The organism is Streptococcus mitis (assembly GCF_946190275.1).
In the GTDB taxonomy this organism is placed as follows: domain Bacteria; phylum Bacillota; class Bacilli; order Lactobacillales; family Streptococcaceae; genus Streptococcus; species Streptococcus mitis_DC.
The window spans coordinates 25,758-52,016 of record NZ_CAMHZQ010000002.1 but is presented as its reverse complement, the minus strand read 5'-3'; the positions used below and the strand labels follow the sequence as shown (position 1 = coordinate 52,016).

Below are 26,259 nucleotides of genomic sequence, written 5' to 3'. Positions count from 1 at the left end.
AAACTGGCGTTTATTTTTTAGAATTTTGATGGGTTAAGTTTAATCCCCAAGGAACAAGATTTTCAGTCTTATTCTGGATACGTGTGATATTATCCTTATGCCGAATGATAATCAAGCTAGCAAGAGCTAGGATAATAGCGATGAAGAGAGGGTCATAGTTACTCAGGATAAAACCAAAAAGTGGAAAGAGTAGAACACCGATAACAGCTGCGATAGATGCTGTGACGCTAGATAGTGAAATCATACTACCAAGATAGAGGGTCCCAAAGAAAACAACTGCAAGGTAGAGACAGAAGACAGGTGCAAATCCGAAAATCACTCCAGCGCTAGTTGCGACAGCCTTGCCACCCTTAAATCCTGCAAAGATTGGAAAGGTATGGCCAATAACAGCCAAAAGTCCAAAGATGAGAGGAGAAACGCCTTGCAGATGAAACATAATCGGAAGAAGCGTTGCTAGGGTTCCTTTGAAAAAGTCAATGACAAAGGTTGCCATACCCGCTTTCTTACCTAAAATACGGAAGGTATTGGTCGTTCCAGTGTTACCAGAACCATGCTCTCGCAGATTGATTTGAAAGAATACTTGTCCAATCCAGAGACCAGACGGAATCGAACCCAGCAGATAGGCTAGGATTAATAAAACTATTGTAATCATACTCCTATTATATCATGAAATGGAGAAGAAAGGCAGAGAATCTCTTCTGAAATTGTCACAGCGGAGAAAGAAAAATTTTGCAAAATCCTTGGAAAACCTGTAGAATAGTAAAGATGAACGAATAGGAGGTTCCTTGTGTCAAAAAAGGAAATCAATATTAACAATTATAATGATGATGCCATTCAGGTGCTAGAAGGGTTGGATGCGGTCCGAAAACGTCCAGGGATGTATATCGGATCGACCGATGGTGCTGGTCTCCACCACCTCGTCTGGGAAATCGTCGATAATGCAGTCGATGAAGCCCTGTCTGGGTTTGGCGATCGTATTGATGTGACCATTAATAAAGACGGAAGTTTAACGGTTCAAGACCACGGACGTGGAATGCCAACTGGTATGCACGCGATGGGAATTCCAACTGTTGAGGTTATCTTTACCATTCTTCACGCCGGAGGGAAATTCGGTCAGGGTGGCTACAAGACATCTGGTGGTCTTCACGGGGTGGGTTCTTCCGTTGTTAACGCTCTTTCAAGTTGGCTGGAAGTTGAAATTACCCGTGATGGTGCAATCTACAAGCAACGTTTTGAAAATGGTGGAAAACCTGTTACGACCTTAAAGAAAATCGGTACAGCACCCAAGTCTAAGACAGGTACCAAAGTCACCTTCATGCCGGATGCGACTATCTTTTCTACGACAGACTTCAAGTACAATACCATCTCAGAGCGTCTTAATGAATCAGCCTTTCTCTTGAAAAATGTGACCTTGTCTCTAACGGATAAACGCACAGATGAGTCTGTTGAGTTTCACTATGAAAATGGGGTACAAGACTTTGTTTCTTATCTGAACGAAGACAAGGAGACCTTGACGCCAGTTCTGTACTTTGAAGGGGAAGACAATGGTTTTCAAGTGGAAGTAGCGCTTCAGTACAATGATGGATTTTCAGATAACATCTTGTCCTTTGTTAATAATGTTCGCACCAAGGACGGTGGAACGCATGAGACAGGACTCAAGTCTGCTATCACTAAGGTCATGAATGACTATGCGCGTAAGACGGGGCTTCTCAAGGAAAAAGATAAAAACCTTGAAGGTTCAGACTATCGTGAGGGACTAGCGGCCGTTCTTTCTATCTTGGTTCCAGAAGAACACCTCCAGTTTGAAGGACAGACCAAGGATAAGCTAGGAAGCCCTCTTGCCCGTCCCGTTGTGGATGGAATTGTGGCGGATAAGTTGACCTTCTTCCTTATGGAAAATGGTGAATTGGCTTCCAATCTCATTCGCAAGGCTATCAAGGCCCGTGACGCCCGTGAAGCGGCACGTAAGGCGCGTGATGAAAGTCGAAATGGTAAAAAGAACAAGAAAGACAAGGGCTTGTTGTCTGGGAAATTGACCCCAGCCCAGTCCAAGAATCCAGCTAAGAATGAACTCTATCTAGTTGAGGGGGACTCTGCCGGTGGCTCTGCCAAACAAGGCCGTGACCGCAAGTTCCAGGCTATCCTACCTCTTCGTGGTAAGGTTATCAATACAGCCAAGGCCAAGATGGCGGATATTCTCAAAAATGAAGAAATCAATACTATGATTTATACCATTGGTGCGGGTGTTGGGGCAGACTTCTCTATTGAAGATGCTAACTATGACAAGATCATTATCATGACCGATGCAGATACAGATGGAGCCCACATTCAAACACTTCTCTTAACCTTCTTTTATCGTTACATGCGTCCGCTAGTTGAGGCAGGTCATGTCTACATCGCCCTTCCGCCTCTTTACAAGATGTCCAAAGGAAAAGGCAAGAAAGAAGAAGTGGCTTATGCTTGGACGGACGGAGAACTAGAAGAACTCCGCAAACAGTTTGGTAAAGGTGCTACCCTCCAACGTTATAAAGGTCTTGGTGAGATGAATGCGGATCAACTCTGGGAAACAACTATGAACCCAGAAACGCGTACCCTTATCCGTGTCACTATCGAAGACCTAGCACGCGCAGAACGCCGCGTCAATGTCCTCATGGGTGACAAGGTCGAACCACGCCGTAAGTGGATTGAGGATAATGTCAGGTTTACGCTGGAAGAAGCGACAGTGTTTTAAGTCACTTTTTAATGAATGGGTATCAACATGAGATCTGAAACAGAAATGCTAGATCTGATTTTACAGACTGCCAAAATTTTACAAGTCAAAGCTGTCGCTATGTCTGGTTCACGGACAAACCAAAATGCTCCAAAAGATGAATTTCAAGACTACGATGTGGTCTATGTCGTGGATGATTTTGATAATCTGATGAGTGACCTTTCTTGGTTGGACTATTTCGGAAAACGAATTATAGAGCAAGAGGTTGTTCTTGACCACCGTCGCCTATATCTCATGCTTTTTGAAGATGGCAATCGGATTGATTTGACCCTCTGCCCCAAAGACCGCATTCAAGAGTGGGTGGATAGTGAGGCAGGATTCACCGTTTTAGAAGATCCTAATGGTTTGTTTGAACCTTATTCACCGAGTCCTCAACGCTTTTGGACAAATCCAGCTAGTGCGATAGATTTTGAAAATGCCTGCAATGAATTTTGGTGGGTGTCAGCCTACGTGGTTAAAGGGATTTGTCGCAATCAAATCATTTATGCTATTGATCATCTCTACGGCATTTGTCAACAAGAATTCTTGAAAATTTTGGCTTGGCAGGTTGCAAGTGCTAGGGGGAAAGTCGATATCGGCAAGAACTACAAGTACCTCTTTCAGTATTTGCCTGCTGAGAAAGAGAAAGAATTATCAAATCTGCTTGATTTTTCAAGTATAGAGAAACTCAGCCAGTCTTTATTGGCTACGATGCAACTTTTCCATAGAGAAGCTCAAAGACTTGCTCAAAAGCTGGGATTTGACTACGATAAAGAAGTGGCTGAGAAGATGATTGAGTATGCTGAGGAAAGAATGAAGAAGTTTGGGAATAACTAGAAAAATGAAAAAGCGAGAGGAGAAGACTCATGATTGAAAAAGTGGAACGCCTCATTACAGAGATTAATCGTATTCATCGAGAATATTCTAAAGATTATTTTGAAACGGGTAAGGTGGAAAAAATCAATCTCAAGCATACCTTTTCAAAAGTTCCGACTAAATCGATTTTGGCCTACCGTCTGAATTTACATGAGTCAATCAATGACTATCTGATGAAAGCGGATGTCCAAGATATTGCCTATGTTTATCGTGTTAAAACTTCTGAGTCTATTTTAGATAAAATTACACGTTTTTCAGAGCGTCAAGAGGGCTATCCTGTGAATTCCATTCTTAATGATATTTTTGGTGCTCGTATGATTTTAAGCTCCAAAGAGATAGCTCAAGTTATGGAGAAACTAGATGATTGGCAAGAGCTGTACGGACTAAAAAACTGGTATTTACGTGATAAAGATGGCTATGTCGGTATTCATATCTATTTTAAAAATAAAAGTAATTTTTATTATCCATGGGAACTCCAACTTTGGGATAAGAAAGATGTAGATAGTAATATCGCCAGCCATATCAAGTATAAACGAGGATTTGTGGAGTAGACATTTCAAGTGGAAATGACGATACAGGAATTGGATAAAATTCACTTACTCTATATTTTTTTTATAGCATTTACTCTCCATTCTTTGAAAGGAGTTAAACACGCCTTAAATGCTGTGTAAAATTCCTTATTACTCACTGAAGCAACAAATTTTAAACACAATAAACTACAGAAAGGATTGATTGTATCTGAAATCCTTTTTCTAGATAAAACTACTCTACATTCTTTGAAAGGAGTTGAACATGCCCTAATTGCTGTGTGAAAAAGATAAATTCTCTTGTGAGTTTTCTTACTTCAAGAATTTTATATTTTCACTTGGTGTTTTAAGGGCTCTGTATCCTATATGAGTAACATTCAAAACATGTCCCTGGAGGACGTCATGGGAGAGCGCTTTGGTCGCTACTCCAAGTACATTATTCAAGACCGGGCTTTGCCAGACATTCGTGATGGCTTGAAGCCGGTTCAGCGCCGCATTCTTTATTCGATGAATAAGGATGGCAATACCTTTGACAAGAGTTACCGTAAGTCGGCCAAGTCTGTCGGGAATATCATGGGGAATTTCCACCCACACGGGGATTCTTCTATCTATGATGCCATGGTTCGTATGTCTCAGGACTGGAAGAACCGTGAGATTCTAGTTGAAATGCACGGTAATAACGGTTCTATGGACGGAGATCCGCCTGCGGCAATGCGTTATACTGAGGCACGTTTGTCTGAAATTGCAGGCTACCTTCTTCAGGATATCGAGAAAAAGACAGTTCCTTTTGCTTGGAACTTTGACGACACGGAGAAAGAGCCGACGGTTTTACCAGCAGCATTTCCAAATCTCTTGGTAAATGGATCGACTGGTATTTCGGCTGGTTATGCGACAGATATTCCACCTCATAATTTAGCTGAGGTTATCGATGCGGCGGTTTACATGATTGACCACCCAACTGCAAAGGTTGATAAACTCATGGAATTCTTGCCGGGACCAGATTTTCCGACTGGAGGAATCATTCAGGGTCGTGATGAAATCAAGAAGGCCTATGAAACCGGGAAAGGGCGCGTGGTTGTTCGTTCCAAGACTGAGATTGAAAAGCTAAAAGGTGGTAAGGAACAAATCGTTATTACTGAGATTCCTTATGAAATCAACAAGGCTAATCTAGTCAAGAAAATCGACGATGTTCGTGTCAATAACAAGGTGGCTGGTATTGCTGAAGTTCGCGATGAGTCTGACCGTGATGGTCTTCGTATCGCTATTGAGCTAAAAAAAGATGCCAATACGGAGCTTGTTCTCAACTACCTATTTAAGTACACTGACCTACAAATCAATTACAACTTTAACATGGTGGCGATTGACAATTTCACACCTCGTCAGGTCGGGATTGTTCCAATCCTGTCTAGCTACATCGCCCACCGTCGCGAAGTGATTTTGGCTCGTTCCCGCTTTGACAAGGAAAAGGCTGAGAAACGTCTCCATATCGTCGAAGGTTTGATTCGTGTGATTTCAATTTTGGACGAAGTCATCGCCCTTATCCGTGCTTCTGAGAATAAGGCTGACGCCAAGGAAAATCTCAAGGTCAGCTATGATTTTACAGAAGAGCAGGCTGAGGCCATCGTTACCTTGCAACTTTACCGTTTGACCAATACAGACGTGGTTGTCTTGCAAGAAGAAGAAGCAGAACTTCGTGAGAAGATTGCCATGCTTGCGGCGATTATCGGTGATGAGCGGACTATGTACAATCTCATGAAGAAAGAACTTCGTGAGGTTAAGAAGAAGTTTGCGACTCCGCGTTTGAGTAGCTTAGAAGACACTGCGAAAGTAATTGAGATTGATACAGCTAGTCTGATCGCCGAGGAAGATACCTATGTCAGCGTTACCAAGGCAGGTTATATAAAGCGTACCAGCCCACGTTCTTTTGCAGCTTCAACGCTGGAAGAAATTGGCAAGCGTGATGATGATCGTTTGATTTTTGTTCAATCTGCCAAGACCACCCAGCATCTTCTGATGTTCACAAGTCTTGGAAATGTCATTTATCGACCAATCCATGAATTGGCAGATATTCGCTGGAAGGATATCGGAGAGCATCTGAGCCAAACCATTACCAACTTTGAAACTAACGAAGAAATCCTTTATGTTGAAGTAGTAGATCAGTTTGATGATGCGACAACTTACTTTGCTGTAACTCGTCTTGGTCAAATTAAACGCGTAGAACGTAAAGAATTCACTCCATGGCGGACCTATAAATCTAAGTCGGTTAAGTATGCTAAGCTTAAAGACGAGACAGACCAGATTGTAGCAGTAGCTCCGATTAAACTGGATGATGTTCTCTTGATTAGCCAAAATGGTTATGCCCTGCGTTTCAATATCGAAGAGGTTCCTGTTGTCGGTGCCAAGGCTGCAGGTGTCAAGGCTATGAACCTGAAAGAAGATGATGTCCTCCAATCTGCCTTTATTTGCAATACCTCATCCTTCTACCTCTTGACCCAACGTGGAAGCTTGAAACGTGTTTCTATTGACGAAATTCCAGCAACAAGCCGTGCCAAACGAGGACTTCAAGTCTTGCGTGAGTTGAAAAACAAACCGCATCGTGTCTTCTTAGCAGGAGCAGTCGCAGAACAAGGCTTCGTTGGTGACCTCTTTAGTACAGAAGTGGACGGGAATGACCAAACTCTGCTTGTTCAATCTAACAAAGGAACGATCTATGAAAGCCGATTACAAGACTTGAATCTGTCAGAACGAACCAGCAACGGAAGCTTCATCTCTGACACGATTTCAGATGAAGAAGTTTTTGATGCCTATCTTCAGGAAGTTTATAAAGAATTTGAATCTAAGAGATGATAAAAAACAATGAAAAGCTTTTCATTAAAAAATTTCTTAAGTTATAGATTTAAGAGTTGAATCTGATTATATATACAAAAACGAACAGTGCTGATTCCCAACTGATAGGGAATTAGGCCTGGTCGTTTTCCTGTTTTTAGTGGTATAGACCACTCGATGTTTAAATGTGAAATTAGTAACATATGGGCAACTATACAAGTTTAGCTAATAAAAAATAATAATTTTTTAAGAAAACGATTGCATCTATAATATTTTTATGTTATACTCTTATTGTTTCAAGAAAGCGCGTTCAAGAAATAATTCGTTCAAATATATATATAGGAGTTTTGTATGTCTCAAAACAAACAAGATAAAGGATTTCGTTTTTCTATTCGTAAACGTAGCGTTGGAGTATGTGGTGTTGCCATTGCAACATTTTTGCTAGGTTCTAGCCTTGTATTTCAAACAAATGTAGTAAAAGCAACAGAACCAAGCGTTGCTGCAGTTGCTGGTGAAAATATTGCTGCTCATAAGTCTGCAAGTCAGAGTTCGACTGCTTATGAAGGGGAGGCTTCTAGAGCAGTTGACGGTAATCGTGATAATGCCTGGGACAATCGTTCAGTTACTCATACAGATTTTCAAGATCATTCTTGGTGGAAAGTTGATTTAGCAAAAGAAGAAGGTGTGGGAACTGTTCGTATTTACAATCGTGGAGATGGAGTTGTAGCGAATCGTTTATCTAATTTTGATGTTATTTTGTTGGATAAAGATGGTAAGGAAGTTGCTCGTCAACATGTTGATACCCTAAATAATCAACCAACAGTTGATGTTCAATTCTCAGGAGTTAATGCACGATATGTAAAAATTGAATTAAATAAATCTAAAACTCCTCTTAGTTTAGCAGAAGTTGAAGTATATCGTGCTGTAAAAGAAGAAAAAGTAGTAGCAGATAAGAAAACAGAAAACAAAGCTAAAACAGACTTTACTGCAGAACTAAATAACTATTTATTTGGTTTAAATTACGATAAACTAAATATTTTGACTAGAAGAGGCGAAGCATTAGAAAATTACACTAATACAAGTACAAAACAACAAGGAAATGAATTTGTGGTTGTAGAAAAAGTGAAGAAAAACCTTTCTAATGGTTCTGCAGATGTTGCCATTAATGGTAACGGGGATATCTTCCTAGGTGCTTTGTTTAAAGCAAATCAAGACCTTCTAGAAAACAAACCACAACAAATTAGTTTAGATCGTAGCAAAGGTAGAATCAGTGTTGATTTACCAGGAATGGTAGGCGGAGATAGCTATGTAGATGCTAATCCAACTGCAAGTGGTATGCAGGAAGGTGTGAATACCTTGTTAAATCGTTGGCATGAAAAATATGCTGCGAAAAATCCTGCTCCAGCACGTATGCAGTACGAATCAACTTCTGCTTACAGCATGAATCAATTGAAAGCAAAATTCGGAAGTGATTTTGAAAAAGTCGGTGTTAATTTGAAAATTGACTTTGAGGCTGTGAACAAGGGTGAAAAACAAGTTGAAGTTGTTGATTTTAAACAAATTTACTATACTGCTAACTTTGATGCTCCAAAAAATCCATCAGATGTATTTGCTCCAGGAGTAACGGTTGATCAATTGAAAGAACGTGGAATTGATGACAAAACACCTCCTGTATACGTGTCAAGCGTTTCATACGGACGTCAAATGTATGTCAAATTTGAAACAACAAGCAAGAGTACAGAGTTGAAAGCAGCAATTAATGCTGTCATCAAAGGGGTGCCTATTAAACCAGAATCTGAATGGGCGCGTGTCTTGAAGAATACAACTGTAACAGTTTCAATCGTAGGTGGAAATGCTGATGGCGCTGCACGAGTTGTGACAGGTACAGTAGAAGATTTGAAGAAATTGATCCAAGAAGGAGCTACTTTCAGTACACAAAACCCTGCTGTTCCAATTTCTTATAAGACTGCATTCTTGAAAGATAATCAAGTAGCCACAATTCAAAGTAATACAGACTACATTGAAACTAAAGTGACTTCATATAAAAATGGTTACCTCAATTTACATCATAAGGGAGCTTATATCGCTCGTTACTATGTTTACTGGGATGAAGTAACTTATGATAAGGATGGAGTTGAAAGCATTCGCTCACGTCAATGGGAAGATAATGGTAAAAACAGAACAGCTGGCTTCCAAACTGAACTTCAATTTAAAGGAAATGTACGTAATATACGCGTGAAGATTCAAGAAAAAACAGGTCTTGTTTGGGAACCATGGCGTACAGTTTATAATCGAACAGACCTTCCTCTTGTTCAAAAACGTACCATTGTTAACTCAGGTACAACACTAAGACCAAAATACGATGAAAAAGTTGAAAATAACTAATTTTTCACTTGTAAAAGGAATCAGTTCTAAGAGCTGGTTCTTTTTATTGAAGAAATTTTCTGAAAATTACAAAATATACTTGCTATTTTAGAAAAAAAGTGTAGAATATAAGAAATAGGTTTTTAGAATAAGGAGTGGAATATGACAGTAACGATTGATTGGGAGAACCTTGGTTTCTCCTATATGAAATTACCTTATCGCTATATTGCTCATTTTAAAAATGGACAATGGGATCAAGGAGAGCTCACAGAGGATGCAACTTTGCATATTTCAGAGTCTTCTCCAAGTCTTCACTATGGTCAACAAGCCTTTGAAGGTTTGAAAGCTTACCGTACTAAGGATGGTAGTGTTCAACTTTTCCGTCCTGACGAAAATGCTAAACGTCTGCAACGTACTTGTAATCGTCTCTTGATGCCACAAGTTCCAACAGACATGTTTGTAGAAGCTTGTAAGGCAGTTGTCCGCGCCAATGAAGAATACGTACCACCATATGGAACAGGTGGAACCCTTTATCTTCGTCCACTTTTGATTGGTGTTGGAGATATTATCGGGGTTAAACCAGCAGAGGAATACATTTTCACCATCTTTGCTATGCCAGTTGGAAATTACTTTAAGGGTGGTTTGGTTCCAACCAACTTCTTGATTCAGGATGAATACGACCGTGCGGCTCCAAATGGTACAGGTGCGGCTAAGGTTGGTGGGAACTATGCTGCAAGTCTCTTGCCAGGGAAATTGGCCAAGTCACGCCACTTCTCAGATGTTATCTATCTAGACCCATCAACTCATACAAAGATTGAAGAAGTCGGTTCAGCTAACTTCTTTGGAATTACAGCTGATAATGAATTTGTAACACCATTGAGTCCATCTATCTTGCCATCTATTACTAAGTATTCTTTGCTTTATTTGGCAGAACACCGCTTGGGCTTGACTCCTATTGAGGGGGATGTCCCAATTGATAACCTTGACCGTTTTGTAGAGGCAGGTGCCTGTGGTACAGCAGCAGTTATTTCGCCAATTGGTGGAATTCAGCACGGTGATGATTTCCATGTATTCTATAGTGAAACAGAAGTTGGCCCTGTGACTCGTAAACTTTATGATGAATTGACAGGTATTCAGTTTGGTGATATTGAAGCGCCAGAAGGTTGGATTGTAAAAGTAGATTAAAATAAACAAAAGGAGATTTTTGATGAAATCGAAAAAGTGGCTCTTAACAGCAGGAGTGGTCCTGAGCACAACAGCTCTTTTAGTGGCTTGTGGAAAAGCTGATAAAGAAGCAGATGCACCGACAACATTTTCATATGTCTATGCAGTAGATCCAGCATCTTTGGACTATAGTATAGCGACTCGTACATCTACAACAGATGTCATCGGGAACGTGGTTGATGGCTTGATGGAAAACGACCAGTACGGAAATGTTATTCCTTCCTTGGCTGAGGATTGGTCTGTGTCAAAAGATGGGTTGACTTATACCTACAAACTTCGTAAAGGAGTTAAATGGTACACTTCTGAAGGTGAAGAATATGCAGAAGTAACAGCCCATGACTTTGTAACAGGATTGAAACACGTAGCTGACGGTAAGTCAGACGGTGTCTCTCTCATCCAAAATTCAATTAAGGGCTTGGATGCCTACATGACTGGTGAAACCAATGATTTCTCTACAGTTGGGGTTAAGGCATTGGACGATTACACAGTCGAATATACCCTAAACAAACCAGAAAGCTTCTGGAACTCTAAAGTTACAACAGCAACGATGTTGCCTGTAAATGAAGAGTTTTTGAAGGCATCAGGTAAAGATTATGGAGCGGTCACTCCAGCAGGGATTCTCTACAATGGTCCTTATATCTTGAAGACCTTGACTTCTAAATCGTTGATTGAATACGAGAAAAATCCAAACTACTGGGATAAAGAAAAGGTAAAAATTGAGAAGATTAAATTGACCTACTACGATGGTTCAGATCAGGAATCCTTGATTCGTAGCTTCTCTTCTGGTGCTTATACGACAGCCCGTCTCTTCCCAAGTAGCTCAAATTTTGCTTCAACTTTGGAACAATACGGAGATAAAATTACTTATAGCCCACAGGACTCAAGTAGTTATTACTTCACCTTTAACGTAAATCGTCAGTCATATAATAAAACTGCGAAAACAAGTGAAGAGCAGAAGACTTCTACAAAAGAAGCTATGCTGAATAAGGACTTCCGTCAGGCTATCAACTTTGCCTTCAACCGCCATTCTTATGCTGCCCAGCTAAATGGTGAAGACGGTGCGGACAAGATTATTCGTAACAGTCTCGTTCCAGATAACTTTGTACAAGCAGGCGGTAAGAACTTTGGTCACATCGCTCAAGCTGAGTTGGTGAACTATGGTGATCAATGGAAAGGTGTTGAGCTAGTCGATGGTAAGGATTCTATCTACAACCCTGACAAGGCTAAGGCAGCATTTGAAAAAGCTAAGAAAGACTTGGAATCTAAAGGGGTAAGCTTCCCAATTCACTTGGATGTCCCAGTTGAACAAACAGATACCATCGCCGTTCAACAAAGTAACTCTTTCAAACAGTCTATCGAATCAACTCTTGGTGCTGAAAATGTTGTCATCGATGTTCTTCAAATGACAGATAATGAAAAGGAAACAATCACTTCTCAAGCGCGTGTTCCTTCTCAAAAAGACTATGATTTGAACAGTACAGGATGGGCTCCAAGTTATCAAGACCCAGCATCTTACTTGAATATCATGGATCCTAAATCAGGTTCTGCTATGAAACACCTTGGTATTACGAAAGGAAAAGATAAGGATGTTGTAGCGAAACTTGGTTTGGACCAATATAAGAAATTATTGGATGATGCGGATTCAGAAACTACAAATCTTGAAGAACGCTATGAAAAATATGCTAAAGCTCAAGCTTGGTTGACTGATAGTTCATTATTGATGCCAACAGCCTCATCTGGTGGTTCTCCAGTTGTAAGTAATGTAGTGCCATTCTCAAAACCATACTCACAAGTTGGTATTAAGGGTGACCCATATATCTTTAAAGGAATGAAATTGCAAAAAGATATCGTTACAACAAAAGAATATGAAGAAGCACTGAAAAAATGGCAAAAAGAAAAATTGGAATCAAACGGTAAGTACCAAAAAGAACTAGAAAAACACATTAAATAAAGCAGAAAACTCTATATCAGACTTGGAATGATATAGAGTTTTTTCTTGCTAGTTTTGGGATTTTCTTGTAAAATAGAAAAAGTGAAGAGAGGTATGAAATGAGCAAGAAAGATAAAAAAATTGAAATTCAAGTGGCAGATGCCAAAGTTAAGGTAGGCAAAGACAGTTTTGAAGGTTATACCTTGACCATTGGTAAAAAAGTTATCGGAGAAATTGCCGAATTAGATGGACAATTTGCCATCATAAAGAATGGGAATGTCGATAGTTTTTATAAAAAATTGGAAAAAGCTGTGGAAATTTTGATTGAAAATTATAATTTAGCAAAATAAGTCTTGTTTTTTTGAAATTTTCATGATATAATAGTCCATGTTGATTGTAGGAGAGATAGCGAAGAGGCTAAACGCGGCGGACTGTAAATCCGCTCCTTCGGGTTCGGGGGTTCGAATCCCTCTCTCTCCATTTCATCAATGGGGTATAGCCAAGCGGTAAGGCAAGGGACTTTGACTCCCTCATGCGTTGGTTCGAATCCAGCTACCCCAGTTCTTAGGTAATGATCAAGATAAAAAGCAAAATATCTTAGGGTATTTTATTTTTATAATTGAAAGACGTGAACGATATGAACATGTCCTTGCGGGTGCTTAGGAAAAAAATTATAAGTATGTCAAGTTTAAGAAAAACTTGATTGTTGGAGGATTTTTTAGATGAACGAATTTGAAGATTTGCTAAATAGCGTTAGCCAAGTTGAGACTGGTGATGTTGTTAGTGCTGAAGTATTGACAGTTGATGCGACTCAAGCTAACGTTGCAATCTCTGGAACTGGTGTTGAAGGTGTCTTGACTCTTCGCGAATTGACAAACGATCGCGATGCAGATATCAATGACTTTGTTAAAGTAGGAGAAGTATTGGATGTTCTTGTACTTCGTCAAGTAGTTGGTAAAGATACTGATACAGTTACATACCTTGTATCTAAAAAACGCCTTGAAGCTCGCAAAGCATGGGACAAACTTGTTGGTCGCGAAGAAGAAGTTGTTACTGTTAAAGGAACTCGTGCCGTTAAAGGTGGACTTTCAGTAGAATTTGAAGGTGTTCGTGGATTTATCCCAGCTTCAATGTTGGATACTCGTTTCGTACGTAACACTGAGCGTTTTGTAGGTCAAGAATTTGATGCTAAAATCAAAGAAGTTGACGCTAAAGAAAACCGCTTCATCCTTTCACGTCGTGAAGTTGTTGAAGCAGCTACTGCAGCAGCTCGTGCTGAAGTATTCGGTAAATTGGCTGTTGGTGATGTTGTAACTGGTAAAGTTGCACGTATCACAAGCTTCGGTGCTTTCATCGACCTTGGTGGTGTTGACGGATTGGTTCACTTGACTGAATTGTCACATGAACGTAACGTATCACCAAAATCAGTTGTAACTGTTGGTGAAGAAATTGAAGTGAAAATCCTTGATCTTAACGAAGAAGAAGGACGTGTATCACTTTCACTTAAAGCAACAACACCTGGACCATGGGATGGCGTTGAGCAAAAATTGGCTAAAGGTGATGTAGTTGAAGGGACAGTTAAACGTTTGACTGACTTCGGTGCATTTGTTGAAGTATTGCCAGGTATCGATGGACTTGTTCACGTATCACAAATTTCACACAAACGTATTGAAAATCCAAAAGAAGCTCTTAAAGTTGGTCAAGAAGTTAAAGTTAAAGTTCTTGAAGTTAACGCAGATGCAGAGCGCGTATCACTTTCTATCAAAGCTCTTGAAGAGCGTCCAGCTCAAGAAGAAGGACAAAAAGAAGAAAAACGTGCTGCTCGTCCACGTCGTCCAAAACGTCAAGAAAAACGTGATTTCGAACTTCCAGAAACACAAACAGGATTCTCAATGGCTGACTTGTTCGGTGATATCGAACTTTAATCAAATTGAAAATTCACAAAATCCTTTGTTTACTAAACAAGGGATTTTTCTTTTGTCTGTAAGCCTTTTTTGATATAATAGTCCTATGTTAGAATCAGAAAAACAATCACGTTATCAAATGTTAAATGAAGAGCTCTCTTTTTTATTGGATGGTGAAACCAATGTTTTGGCTAATCTTTCCAACGCCAGTGCTCTTCTAAAATCACGCTTCCCTAATACCGTATTTGCAGGCTTTTATCTGTTCGATGGAAAGGAATTGGTTTTAGGTCCCTTTCAAGGAGGTGTTTCCTGCATCCGTATCTCACTAGGCAAAGGTGTTTGTGGGGAGGCAGCTCATTTTCAGGAAACTGTTCTGGTTGGTGATGTAACAACTTATCCCAACTATATTTCTTGTGATAGTCGAGCTAAAAGTGAAATTGTTGTGCCAATGATGAAGAATGGTCAATTGCTCGGGGTTCTGGATCTGGATTCTTCAGAGATTGATGATTATGATGCTATGGATCGAGATTATTTGGAACAATTTGTCGCTATTTTGCTTGAAAAGACAGAATGGGAATTTACAATGTTTGGGGAGAAAGCCTAATGTATCAAGCACTTTATCGAAAATATAGAAGTCAAAATTTCTCCCAGTTGGTTGGTCAAGAAGTTGTGGCTAAGACTCTTAAACAAGCGGTGGAGCAAGAGAAAATAAGTCATGCTTATCTTTTTTCTGGTCCTCGTGGAACGGGAAAAACCAGTGTAGCTAAGATCTTTGCCAAGGCTATGAACTGTCCCAATCAAGTGGGTGGTGAACCATGTAATAACTGTTATATTTGCCAGGCAGTGACGGACGGTAGTTTAGAAGATGTCATTGAAATGGATGCGGCCTCTAATAATGGAGTCGATGAAATCCGTGAAATTCGTGATAAATCTACCTACGCCCCTAGCCTTGCCCGTTATAAGGTTTATATCATAGATGAGGTTCACATGTTGTCTACAGGGGCTTTTAATGCTCTCCTAAAGACGCTGGAAGAGCCAACACAGAATGTGGTTTTTATTTTGGCCACTACTGAATTGCACAAGATTCCTGCCACTATTCTATCCCGTGTGCAACGTTTTGAATTTAAATCAATTAAGACACAGGATATTAAGGAACATATCCGCTATATCTTAGAAAAAGAAAATATCAGTTCTGAACCAGAGGCTGTGGAAATCATTGCCAGACGGGCTGAAGGTGGAATGCGAGATGCCTTGTCTATTTTGGATCAAGCCCTGAGTTTGACACAGGGAAACGAGTTGACGACTGCTATCTCTGAAGAAATTACTGGCACCATTAGCCTATCAGCCTTGGATGATTATGTGGCCGCCTTGTCTCAACAGGATGTTCCCAAGGCTTTGTCTTGCTTAAATCTTCTATTTGACAATGGTAAGAGCATGACTCGTTTTGTGACCGACCTTTTGCACTATTTAAGAGATTTGTTAATTGTTCAAACAGGTGGAGAAAACACTCATCATAGTCCAGTCTTTGTAGAGAATTTGGCACTTCCTCAAGAAAATCTGTTTGAAATGATTCGCTTAGCGACAGTGAGTTTAGGGGATATTAAGTCTAGTTTGCAGCCAAAGATTTATGCTGAGATGATGACCATCCGTTTGGCGGAGGTTAAACCTGAAGCAGCTCTTTCTGGGGCAGTTGAACATGAAATTGCTGCATTGAGACAGGAAGTTGCGCGTCTCAAACAAGAACTTGCCAATGTGGGAACCGTAGCTAAGCCAACAAATCCAGCTCCTAGTCGCCCAGCAGCAGGCAAGACGGTCTATCGTGTGGATCGCAATAAAGTGCAATCTATCTTGCAAGAGGCTGTCGAAAATCCTGATTTAGCACGTCAAAATCTGATTCGTTTGCAGAATGCCTGGGGAGAAGTAATTGAAAGTCTTGGTGGACCGGACAAGGCTCTGCTAGTTGGTTCTCAACCGGTTGCTGCCAATGAGCACCATGCTATTCTTGCTTTTGAATCTAACTTCAATGCTGGTCAAACCATGAAACGAGACAATCTCAATACCATATTTGGCAATATCCTCAGTCAGGCAGCAGGTTTTTCACCTGAGATTTTAGCCATTTCTATGGAGGAATGGAAAGAAGTTCGCGCAGCCTTTTCAGCCAAAGCCAAATCTTCTCAAACTGAAAAAGAAGCAGAAGAAAGCCTGATTCCAGAAGGATTTGAATTTTTGGCTGATAAAGTGAAGGTAGAGGAAGACTAAAGAAAGATTTCATGATACAATAAGTTTATGAATAGACAACAATTTATTATCATCGCGCTGTTTACAGCTGCTGAGACCTATTTTTTCAATGAAGCCTGGATGACTGGTCGTTATATTATGGCAGCCTTTTGGGCCATTTTGCTCTTTAGAAATTTCCGAGTTAGTTACTTGATGGGCAAGATTGTAGATGTCATTGACCAGCACTTGAAAGGAAAAGACTAGTCCTCAGCTTCTAGACAAAATCAAAGCCTTTTAGGCTTTTTTTTGTTATACTATAAAAGTATATTTATTGACCTTTTACCGTATTTTCTAGGGAAATCAAGTATGTTCCCAGTAAGAACTGTAAAGGCCTTGAAAAAGAAAGGAACTATCATGTCAGTATTAGAGATCAAAGAACTTCACGTTGAGATTGAAGGAAAAGAAATTTTAAAAGGGGTTAACCTGACCCTGAAAACAGGAGAAATTGCCGCTATCATGGGACCAAATGGTACTGGTAAATCAACTCTTTCTGCCGCTATCATGGGAAATCCAAACTATGAAGTAACCAAAGGTGAAGTCTTGTTTGATGGCGTAAACATCCTTGAGTTAGAAGTGGACGAGCGTGCGCGTATGGGACTTTTCCTTGCTATGCAATACCCATCAGAAATTCCTGGAATTACCAATGCTGAGTTTCTTCGTGCAGCTATGAATGCTGGTAAAGAAGACGATGAGAAGATTTCAGTTCGTGAGTTTATCACTAAATTGGATGAGAAGATGGAATTGCTCAACATGAAAGAAGAAATGGCTGAGCGTTACCTCAACGAAGGTTTCTCTGGTGGTGAGAAAAAACGTAATGAGATTCTTCAACTTTTGATGTTGGAACCAACTTTTGCCCTTTTGGATGAGATTGACTCTGGTCTTGATATTGACGCTCTTAAAGTTGTTTCTAAAGGTGTTAATGCTATGCGTGGTGAAGGCTTTGGTGCTATGATTATCACTCACTACCAACGTCTTTTGAACTACATCACACCTGATGTGGTACACGTCATGATGGAGGGGCGTGTTGTCCTTTCTGGTGGTCCAGAATTGGCTGCGCGTTTGGAACGTGAAGGATACGCAAAACTAGCTGAAGAACTTGGCTACGACTACAAGGAAGAATTGTAATTCCCTCGTATCTTTTAGGAGAAGTAAATGACTAAAGAAAATATTAAACTTTTTTCAGAAATGCACGCTGAACCAAGCTGGTTGGCTGATCTCCGTCAAAAAGCTTTTGACAAGATTGAGACTTTGGAATTACCAGTTATTGAGCGTGTCAAATTCCACCGTTGGAATCTGGGTGATGGAACGATTACAGAAAGTGAGCCATCAGCAAATGTTCCAGATTTCACTGCACTAGATAACCACTTGAAGTTGGTGCAAGTAGGAACTCAAACTGTTTTTGAGCAAACTCCAGTTGAGTTAGCTGAACAGGGTGTCGTCTTTACAGACTTCCACTCAGCTTTAGAAGAAATTCCAGAGCTTATTGAGGAATTCTTCATGTCATCTGTTAAGTATGACGATGACAAGTTGGCAGCCTACCATACAGCTTATTTCAACAGTGGTGCTGTTCTCTACATTCCTGATAATGTTGAGATTAAAGAACCAATTGAAGGAATTTTCTATCAAGACAGCGATAGCGATGTGCCGTTTAACAAGCATATTATGATTATCGCTGGTAAAAATTCTAAGATTAGTTACCTGGAGCGTCTAGAGTCACGTGGTGAAGGAAGTGTCAAAGCAACTGCCAATATTACAGTAGAAGTGATTGCACGTTCTGGTGCGCAAGTGAAGTTTGCTGCGATCGACCGTCTAGGTGAAAACGTCACTGCCTACATTAGCCGTCGTGGTAAATTAGGCAACGATGCAAGTATTGACTGGGCAATCGGTGTCATGAACGAAGGGAACGTCGTTGCGGACTTTGATAGTGACTTGATTGGTAACGGTAGCCATGCAGATCTCAAGGTTGTAGCTCTTTCAAGTGGTCGTCAGGTACAAGGGATTGATACCCGAGTGACTAACTATGGTTGCAACTCAATCGGAAATATCCTACAACATGGGGTTATTCTTGAAAAAGCAACCTTGACCTTCAATGGTATCGGCCACATCATCAAGGGTGCTAAGGGAGCAGATGCGCAACAAGAGAGCCGTGTTCTTATGCTTTCAGACCAAGCGCGTTCAGATGCCAATCCAATTCTTTTGATTGATGAAAATGACGTAACTGCAGGACACGCGGCTTCTATCGGTCAGGTAGATCCAGAAGATATGTATTACCTCATGAGCCGTGGCTTGGATAAGGCAACTGCAGAACGTTTGGTTGTCCGTGGTTTCCTTGGATCTGTTATCGTTGAGATTCCAGTCAAGGAAGTTCGTGATGAAATGATTGCAACTATCGAAGAAAAATTGTCAAAACGCTAAGGGGTAGCCTATGTTAGATGTAGAAGTGATTCGCAAGGATTTTCCAATTTTAGATCAGATTGTTAACGATGAACCTCTGGTTTATCTGGATAATGCCGCGACGACACAAAAACCACTAGCAGTTCTGGAAACGATTAACCGCTATTATGAGCAGGACAATGCCAATGTTCATCGTGGGGTTCATACCTTGGCGGAGCGGGCGACTGCTTCCTATGAAGCTGCTCGTGAAACCATTGGTAAGTTTATCAATGCAGGGTCTACAAAGGAAGTTCTCTTTACTAGAGGAACGACGACCAGTCTGAACTGGGTGGCGCGCTTTGCAGAGGAAGTCTTGACTGAGGGAGACCAGGTTTTGATTTCTGTCATGGAACACCATTCCAACATCATTCCTTGGCAGGAAGCCTGCCGCAAGACTGGAGCGGAGCTTGTCTATGTCTATATTAAGGACGGTGCCTTGGATATGGAGGACTTGCAAGCTAAATTGACTGATAGAGTCAAGTTTGTTTCGCTAGCTCACGCCTCAAATGTTCTTGGTGTAGTCAATCCGATTAAAGAAATCACGCAAATGGCCCACCAAGTTGGAGCCATCATGGTGGTGGATGGTGCTCAATCTACACCTCATATGAAGATTGATGTCCAGGATTTGGATGTGGACTTCTTTGCCTTTTCGGGTCACAAGATGGCTGGTCCGACTGGTATTGGTGTCCTTTATGGTAAAGAAAAATATCTGGAACAAATGTCACCCCTTGAATTTGGTGGTGAGATGATTGATTTCGTCTATGAGCAATCTGCTAGCTGGAAAGAATTGCCTTGGAAATTTGAGGCTGGAACACCCAATATGGCTGGTGCAATCGGACTGGCAGCAGCAGTAGATTATCTAGAAAAGATTGGTATGGATGCCATTGAAGCCCATGAACAAGAATTGATTGCATACGTCTATCCAAAACTGCAGGCGATTGAAGGATTGACCATTTATGGTTCACAGGACTTGGCTCAACGTTCAGGTGTCATTGCTTTTAACCTAGGCGACCTTCATCCTCACGACCTTGCGACTGCTTTGGATTATGAAGGAGTGGCTGTTCGAGCGGGTCACCACTGTGCCCAACCCTTGCTCCAGTATTTGGATGTTCCAGCAACAGCTCGTGCAAGTTTTTATATCTACAATACCAAGGCAGATTGCGACAAGCTAGTCGATGCCTTACAAAAGACAAAGGAGTTTTTCAATGGCACTTTCTAAACTAGATAGCCTCTATATGGCAGTGGTAGCGGACCATTCGAAAAATCCACATCATCAAGGGAAGTTGGATGATGCCGAGCAAATCAGTCTCAATAATCCGACCTGTGGAGATGTCATCAATCTCTCTGTCAAATTTGATGTAGATGACCGTTTGGAAGATATCGCTTTTCTAAACTCAGGTTGTACCATCTCAACTGCCTCTGCTAGCATGATGACAGATGCCGTTTTAGGAAAAACCAAAGAAGAAATCTTAGAACTTGCGACTATTTTTTCTGAAATGGTTCAAGGGCAAAAAGATGAGCGTCAAGACCAACTAGGTGATGCAGCTTTCTTGTCAGGTGTTGCCAAATTCCCTCAACGAATCAAGTGTGCAACCTTAGCTTGGAACGCCCTCAAGAAAACAATTGAAAATCAAGAAAACAAGTAAGGCAAGTTTCTTTTGTCTTATGAATCAGTAGAAATGAAGAATGAAAGAAAGGATATTATGGCTGAAGAAAGAGTAGAACCAAAACCAATTGACCTTGGTGAATATAAATTTGGTTTCCATGATGATGTAGAGCCTGTCCTATCGACAGGAAAAGGATTGAACGAAGATGTCATTCGTGAACTATCAGCTGCTAAGGGAGAACCTGAGTGGATGTTAGAATTCCGTTTGAAGTCTTATGAAACCTTCAAAAAAATGCCCATGCAAACTTGGGGAGCAGACTTGTCAGAGATTGATTTTGCTGACTTGATCTACTACCAAAAACCATCTGATAAACCAGCTCGTTCATGGGATGAGGTTCCTGAAAAAATTAAAGAAACCTTTGAGCGTATCGGGATTCCTGAAGCTGAGCGTGCTTATCTAGCCGGTGCTTCTGCCCAGTACGAGTCAGAAGTGGTTTACCACAACATGAAGGAAGAGTTCCAAAAATTGGGGATTATCTTTACAGATACGGATTCTGCCCTCAAGGAATACCCAGATTTGTTTAAACAATACTTTGCTAAGTTGGTACCGCCAACAGATAACAAGTTGGCTGCCCTCAACTCGGCAGTATGGTCAGGTGGAACCTTTATCTACGTACCAAAAGGAGTCAAGGTAGATATTCCTCTTCAAACTTACTTCCGTATCAATAACGAAAATACTGGTCAGTTTGAACGTACCTTGATCATTGTAGATGAGGGAGCAAGTGTTCATTACGTAGAAGGATGTACAGCGCCAACTTATTCAAGTAACAGCTTGCATGCTGCCATCGTAGAAATCTTTGCCTTGGACGGAGCTTACATGCGTTATACGACCATCCAAAACTGGTCTGACAATGTCTATAACTTGGTAACGAAACGTGCTAAAGCTCAAAAGGATGCCACTGTTGAGTGGATTGATGGAAACTTGGGTGCCAAAACAACTATGAAATACCCATCTGTTTACCTTGATGGAGAAGGGGCGCGTGGTACTATGCTCTCTATCGCTTTTGCCAATGCAGGGCAACACCAGGATACTGGAGCTAAGATGATCCACAACGCTCCACATACAAGCTCGTCTATCGTGTCTAAATCCATCGCTAAGGGTGGAGGAAAGGTTGACTATCGTGGACAAGTAACCTTTAATAAAAACTCTAAGAAATCTGTTTCTCACATTGAGTGTGATACCATTATCATGGATGACTTGTCAGCATCAGATACCATTCCGTTTAATGAAATTCACAACTCGCAAGTTGCTTTGGAACACGAAGCTAAGGTATCTAAGATTTCAGAAGAACAACTCTATTACCTCATGAGCCGTGGATTGTCAGAATCTGAGGCAACTGAGATGATTGTTATGGGATTTGTAGAACCATTTACAAAAGAGCTTCCAATGGAGTATGCTGTTGAGCTGAACCGCTTGATTAGCTATGAAATGGAAGGGTCAGTTGGGTAAAATTTGTTTTTAGATTTACTAAAAATCAAGGACTTTGAAGATGAACTTGTAATAAAAAAATCGCGGTTTAAAATCGCGATTTTTTTTATAATTTTTCGTTTATGAAGCGGATAAACTGATTCCACCAAACTTTTAAGAAGAAGGCTTTTTCAACTTTCTTTTCTGCTAGCATTTCGAAACTAGGACGTTCAGCGGTAATGTAACCTTGACCAATCAAATCCTTGTCTTCGTAAGTCAAATGGCCAACCACTGTTCCGGCTTCAAGTGGTGCTGGGATTGCTTTAGAATCAGGTGTGAATTGAATAGATTGGGAAGATTGACCCCCAACACGTTCAATTAGATAGATATCCTCTGGGGCCACTGCAGTGACCGTATCTTCTTTTCCATCTTGTACAGGGACTTTGCTATCTTGATAGGCATCGCCTTGTTGAACGATTTTGCGAAGTGTGAATGTAGAAGAGATATAATCCATTAGTGAAGATGTAGCTGTGAAACGAGCGTAAGGATTATTGTCTTGATGGTCTGCATTCAAAACAACTGTAATAACCCTCATTCCTTTCTCGACAGTAGTTCCAACAAAAGATTCACCAGCTTTGTCTGTCGTTCCTGTTTTAAGGCCATCAAAACCACCTCGATAAGCAGGCATGCCTTCTAACATGTAGTTGGTAGAAGTGATTGTCATTCCAGCAAAAGTAGAAGAAGGTTTTTTCGTGATTTCCAAGACTTGTGGGTATTTTTTGATGAGGTTACGAGCAACGATAGCAACATCATAAGCACTTAGCTTATTTTCATCATCTTTATTAGACCCTGGGTAAATATTATCTCCGAGAGTTTCGTTGTTCAGACCAGTTGTATTGACAACAGTGGCATCTTTGATTCCCCATTCCAAGAGTTTTGCTCGCATCATATCAACGAAGTTTTTTTCTGAGCCAGCAATTTTCTCAGCTAGGGCAATAGCGGCGCTGTTGGCACTAGATACTAGAGTTGCTTCAAGTAACTCTTCGACAGTATAATTACGGGCCTCCATAGGAACATTACTGGCTTCAGAATTTGTCGTCAATTGATAAGGATAATCAGAAATATCTACTGGGGTGGATAGTGTGATACTTCCATTTTCGAGTGCTTCATAGACCAGGTAAACGGTAAGTAGTTTTGTTATAGAAGCAATTTCGACAGGTTGCGTTGCATCTTTTTCATATAGAATTTTACCAGTATTGGCCTCAACAGCAATGGCATGTTTTGCAGCAATATTAAAATCTTGGGCAGCAACAGTAGAAGCTGATCCAATAAGGGATAGGCTTAGTAGAGTTAAAATGATTTTTTTCATAGTAAGTTTATTCTAACATAAAGAAAAAAATATTCCCAGTTTCATGATAGAAGAAAGAAGCTTTTTTGAAAGTATGGTAAAATAGATGAATGGAGGTAGCTCATGTTTCGTAAGAATAAATTATTTTTTTGGACCAGTGAGATTTTATTATTAACAGTCATTTTTTATTTATGGAGAGAGATGGGGGCTATTATCACGCCTTTTGTAAGCGTCGCAAACACCATCATGATTCCTTTTCTTCTAGGTGGCTTTTTATATTATTTGACCAATCCTATTGTAAATTTTTTACAAAAGTATTTCAAAATTAATCGTATCATTGGTATTCTACTAACCTTGTGTGCTTTGGTTTGGGGGCTTGTCATTGGGGTAGTCTATCTCTTACCGATTTTGGTCAATCAGTTGACCAGCTTGATTGCGACTAGCCAGACTATCTATAGTCGTTTACAAGATTTGATTGTGGATTTATCTACTTATCCAGCCTTTCAAAATTTGGATATTCAAGCGACTATTCAACAATTAAATCTATCCTATGTAGATATTTTACAAAATATCCTAAATAGCGTTACCAATAGTGTCGGAAGTGTCCTATCAGCTCTCTTTAGTACCGTTTTGATTATTATTATGACCCCTGTGTTTTTGGTTTATTTTTTGTTAGATGGTAACAAATTTTTGCCGATGCTTGAGCGCACTGTTTTAAAGAGAGATAAGTTGCATATTGCAGGTCTTTTAAAGAATTTGAATGCAACAATTGCTCGCTATATTAGTGGAGTCGCAATTGATGCGATTATTATCGGTTGTTTGGCCTTTATCGGATATAGCGTGATTGGTTTGAAATATGCTTTGGTCTTTGCCATCTTTTCAGGATTGGCCAATCTCATTCCTTATGTGGGACCAAGTATTGGCTTGATTCCGATGATTATTGCCAATGTCTTTACTGATCCTCATAGAATGCTAATTGCAGTTGTTTACATGCTAATCATTCAACAAGTGGATGGAAATATCCTTTACCCTCGAATCGTTGGTGGCGTGATGAAGGTCCATCCAATAACAATTTTAGTATTACTTTTGTTATCAAGCAATATCTATGGGGTCATTGGCATGATTGTCGCAGTACCAACCTATTCTATCTTAAAAGAAATTTCTAAGTTCTTATCACGTTTGTATGAAAATCATAAAACAATGAAAGAACGAGAAAGAGAATTAGCTAAGTAAAAGTCAGGAAATTCCTGATTTTTCTTTTTCTTTAGGTAAATTATAGGAGTAGAAGTGCCATTTAGATTAGCCGATTAAGAATAATTCACAAAAACTTTGTAAAACACTTGCAATTTAGCTGAAATTTGATAAAATAGTAAGGAAAGTTAGACTGTATTGCCTACTGTCTATCTATAAAATATATTTTATTGGAGGCTTTTACTCAAATGGCAAAAGAAAAATACGATCGTAGTAAACCACACGTTAACATTGGTACTATCGGACACGTTGACCACGGTAAAACTACCCTAACTGCAGCTATCACAACTGTTTTGGCACGTCGCTTGCCTTCATCAGTTAACCAACCTAAAGACTATGCGTCTATCGATGCTGCTCCAGAAGAACGCGAACGCGGTATCACTATCAACACTGCGCACGTTGAGTACGAAACTGAAAAACGTCACTACGCTCACATCGACGCTCCAGGACACGCGGACTACGTTAAAAACATGATCACTGGTGCCGCTCAAATGGACGGAGCTATCCTTGTAGTAGCTTCAACTGACGGACCAATGCCACAAACTCGTGAGCACATCCTTCTTTCACGTCAGGTTGGTGTTAAACACCTTATCGTCTTCATGAACAAAGTTGACTTGGTTGACGATGAAGAATTGCTTGAATTGGTTGAAATGGAAATCCGTGACCTATTGTCAGAATACGACTTCCCAGGTGACGATCTTCCAGTTATCCAAGGTTCAGCTCTTAAAGCCCTTGAAGGTGACACTAAATACGAAGACATCGTTATGGAATTGATGAACACAGTTGATGAGTACATCCCAGAACCAGAACGTGACACTGACAAACCATTGCTTCTTCCAGTCGAAGACGTATTCTCAATCACTGGACGTGGTACAGTTGCTTCAGGACGTATCGACCGTGGTATCGTTAAAGTCAACGACGAAATCGAAATCGTTGGTATCAAAGAAGAAACTCAAAGAGCAGTTGTTACTGGTGTTGAAATGTTCCGTAAACAACTTGACGAAGGTCTTGCCGGAGATAACGTAGGTGTCCTTCTTCGTGGTGTTCAACGTGATGAAATCGAACGTGGACAAGTTATCGCTAAACCAGGTTCAATCAACCCACACACTAAATTTAAAGGTGAAGTCTACATCCTTACTAAAGAAGAAGGTGGACGTCACACTCCATTCTTCAACAACTACCGTCCACAATTCTACTTCCGTACTACTGACGTTACAGGTTCAATCGAACTTCCAGCAGGTACTGAAATGGTAATGCCTGGTGATAACGTGACAATCGACGTTGAGTTGATCCACCCAATCGCCGTAGAACAAGGTACTACATTCTCTATCCGTGAGGGTGGACGTACTGTTGGTTCAGGTATGGTTACAGAAATCGAAGCTTAATTCGATTTAGTTCCCAGAAGAACAATTATTTAAGTCAGACACTAAAAGAATCTTGCTTTGCAAGGTTCTTTTTTCTGATATTGAACTAAAA

General features: G+C 40.4%; 21 protein-coding genes and 2 tRNA genes. 21 read left to right on the top strand and 2 right to left on the bottom strand.

The genetic code is table 11. From position 1 onward, the window contains the following. Positions 1 to 10: 10 nt before the first annotated feature. Entirely contained in the window at positions 11 to 652 is a 642-nt protein-coding gene (gene plsY / locus N8M20_RS01695) for a glycerol-3-phosphate 1-O-acyltransferase PlsY (RefSeq protein ID WP_070527256.1), read from the bottom strand. Positions 653 to 787: 135 nt separating this feature from the next. Between plsY and parE the strand changes: the two genes are divergently transcribed. From parE to sufB, 19 genes are all read left to right on the top strand, one after another. Then, on the top strand, positions 788 to 2,731 hold the full coding sequence (gene parE / locus N8M20_RS01690) for a DNA topoisomerase IV subunit B (RefSeq protein WP_261078852.1): 1,944 nt from the start codon (positions 788 to 790) through the stop codon (positions 2,729 to 2,731). Positions 2,732 to 2,758: 27 nt separating this feature from the next. Beyond that, positions 2,759 to 3,586 carry an aminoglycoside 6-adenylyltransferase gene (locus N8M20_RS01685; RefSeq protein ID WP_261078851.1) on the top strand — a complete coding sequence of 276 codons (828 nt, stop codon included), beginning with the start codon at positions 2,759 to 2,761 and terminating at the stop codon, positions 3,584 to 3,586. 29 nt (positions 3,587 to 3,615) lie between these two features. Beyond that, positions 3,616 to 4,176, top strand: a complete 561-nt coding sequence (locus N8M20_RS01680) for a nucleotidyltransferase family protein (RefSeq protein WP_261078850.1) — start codon at positions 3,616 to 3,618, stop codon at positions 4,174 to 4,176. Between the two features lie 342 nt (positions 4,177 to 4,518). Then, positions 4,519 to 6,999, top strand: a complete 2,481-nt coding sequence (gene parC, locus N8M20_RS01675; protein WP_261078849.1) for a DNA topoisomerase IV subunit A — start codon at positions 4,519 to 4,521, stop codon at positions 6,997 to 6,999. 330 nt (positions 7,000 to 7,329) lie between these two features. Further along, complete coding sequence (locus N8M20_RS01670) at positions 7,330 to 9,363, top strand: thiol-activated cytolysin family protein (protein ID WP_261078848.1); 2,034 nt, start codon at positions 7,330 to 7,332, stop codon at positions 9,361 to 9,363. A gap of 141 nt (positions 9,364 to 9,504) precedes the next feature. Next, positions 9,505 to 10,527, top strand: coding sequence for a branched-chain amino acid aminotransferase (locus N8M20_RS01665; protein WP_261064841.1), 1,023 nt, complete (start codon positions 9,505 to 9,507; stop codon positions 10,525 to 10,527). Between the two features lie 22 nt (positions 10,528 to 10,549). After that, the gene (locus N8M20_RS01660) at positions 10,550 to 12,517 is read left to right on the top strand and encodes a peptide ABC transporter substrate-binding protein (RefSeq protein ID WP_261078847.1); all 1,968 of its coding nucleotides are present in this window, start codon (positions 10,550 to 10,552) and stop codon (positions 12,515 to 12,517) included. A gap of 98 nt (positions 12,518 to 12,615) precedes the next feature. Beyond that, positions 12,616 to 12,846, top strand: coding sequence for a DUF2969 domain-containing protein (locus N8M20_RS01655; protein ID WP_000037110.1), 231 nt, complete (start codon positions 12,616 to 12,618; stop codon positions 12,844 to 12,846). 49 nt (positions 12,847 to 12,895) lie between these two features. Beyond that, positions 12,896 to 12,976: transfer RNA gene (locus tag N8M20_RS01650), tRNA-Tyr, on the top strand. A 9-nt stretch (positions 12,977 to 12,985) separates the two neighbouring features. Then, positions 12,986 to 13,057, top strand: a tRNA-Gln gene (locus N8M20_RS01645). Positions 13,058 to 13,218: 161 nt separating this feature from the next. After that, positions 13,219 to 14,421 carry a 30S ribosomal protein S1 gene (gene rpsA, locus N8M20_RS01640; RefSeq protein ID WP_001001630.1) on the top strand — a complete coding sequence of 401 codons (1,203 nt, stop codon included), beginning with the start codon at positions 13,219 to 13,221 and terminating at the stop codon, positions 14,419 to 14,421. A gap of 85 nt (positions 14,422 to 14,506) precedes the next feature. Continuing rightward, entirely contained in the window at positions 14,507 to 15,004 is a 498-nt protein-coding gene (locus N8M20_RS01635; RefSeq protein WP_261078846.1) for a GAF domain-containing protein, read from the top strand. Then, complete coding sequence (gene dnaX / locus N8M20_RS01630) at positions 15,004 to 16,659, top strand: DNA polymerase III subunit gamma/tau (RefSeq protein ID WP_261078845.1); 1,656 nt, start codon at positions 15,004 to 15,006, stop codon at positions 16,657 to 16,659. Before N8M20_RS01635 ends, dnaX begins: the two co-directional genes overlap by 1 nt. A gap of 27 nt (positions 16,660 to 16,686) precedes the next feature. Further along, positions 16,687 to 16,881, top strand: a complete 195-nt coding sequence (locus tag N8M20_RS01625) for a DUF3272 domain-containing protein (RefSeq protein ID WP_001081602.1) — start codon at positions 16,687 to 16,689, stop codon at positions 16,879 to 16,881. A gap of 150 nt (positions 16,882 to 17,031) precedes the next feature. After that, the gene (gene sufC / locus N8M20_RS01620; RefSeq protein WP_261078844.1) at positions 17,032 to 17,802 is read left to right on the top strand and encodes a Fe-S cluster assembly ATPase SufC; all 771 of its coding nucleotides are present in this window, start codon (positions 17,032 to 17,034) and stop codon (positions 17,800 to 17,802) included. 27 nt (positions 17,803 to 17,829) lie between these two features. Then, entirely contained in the window at positions 17,830 to 19,092 is a 1,263-nt protein-coding gene (gene sufD / locus N8M20_RS01615) for a Fe-S cluster assembly protein SufD (RefSeq protein ID WP_261078843.1), read from the top strand. A 10-nt stretch (positions 19,093 to 19,102) separates the two neighbouring features. Continuing rightward, the gene (locus N8M20_RS01610) at positions 19,103 to 20,329 is read left to right on the top strand and encodes a cysteine desulfurase (RefSeq protein WP_261078842.1); all 1,227 of its coding nucleotides are present in this window, start codon (positions 19,103 to 19,105) and stop codon (positions 20,327 to 20,329) included. Continuing rightward, positions 20,316 to 20,756, top strand: coding sequence for a Fe-S cluster assembly sulfur transfer protein SufU (sufU, locus tag N8M20_RS01605; protein WP_261078841.1), 441 nt, complete (start codon positions 20,316 to 20,318; stop codon positions 20,754 to 20,756). Before N8M20_RS01610 ends, sufU begins: the two co-directional genes overlap by 14 nt. Positions 20,757 to 20,813: 57 nt before the next feature. Beyond that, on the top strand, positions 20,814 to 22,226 hold the full coding sequence (sufB, locus tag N8M20_RS01600) for a Fe-S cluster assembly protein SufB (protein ID WP_261078840.1): 1,413 nt from the start codon (positions 20,814 to 20,816) through the stop codon (positions 22,224 to 22,226). An 85-nt stretch (positions 22,227 to 22,311) separates the two neighbouring features. Here the strand turns inward: sufB and pbp3 are convergent, their stop codons facing one another. Next, on the bottom strand, positions 22,312 to 23,553 hold the full coding sequence (gene pbp3 / locus N8M20_RS01595; RefSeq protein WP_261078839.1) for a D-alanyl-D-alanine carboxypeptidase PBP3: 1,242 nt from the start codon (positions 23,551 to 23,553) through the stop codon (positions 22,312 to 22,314). Positions 23,554 to 23,655: 102 nt separating this feature from the next. Between pbp3 and N8M20_RS01590 the strand changes: the two genes are divergently transcribed. Together N8M20_RS01590 and tuf are read left to right on the top strand one after the other, a co-directional pair. Beyond that, on the top strand, positions 23,656 to 24,765 hold the full coding sequence (locus tag N8M20_RS01590; RefSeq protein ID WP_261078838.1) for an AI-2E family transporter: 1,110 nt from the start codon (positions 23,656 to 23,658) through the stop codon (positions 24,763 to 24,765). Positions 24,766 to 24,971: 206 nt separating this feature from the next. After that, on the top strand, positions 24,972 to 26,168 hold the full coding sequence (gene tuf, locus N8M20_RS01585; RefSeq protein ID WP_261078837.1) for an elongation factor Tu: 1,197 nt from the start codon (positions 24,972 to 24,974) through the stop codon (positions 26,166 to 26,168). Positions 26,169 to 26,259: the final 91 nt, after the last annotated feature.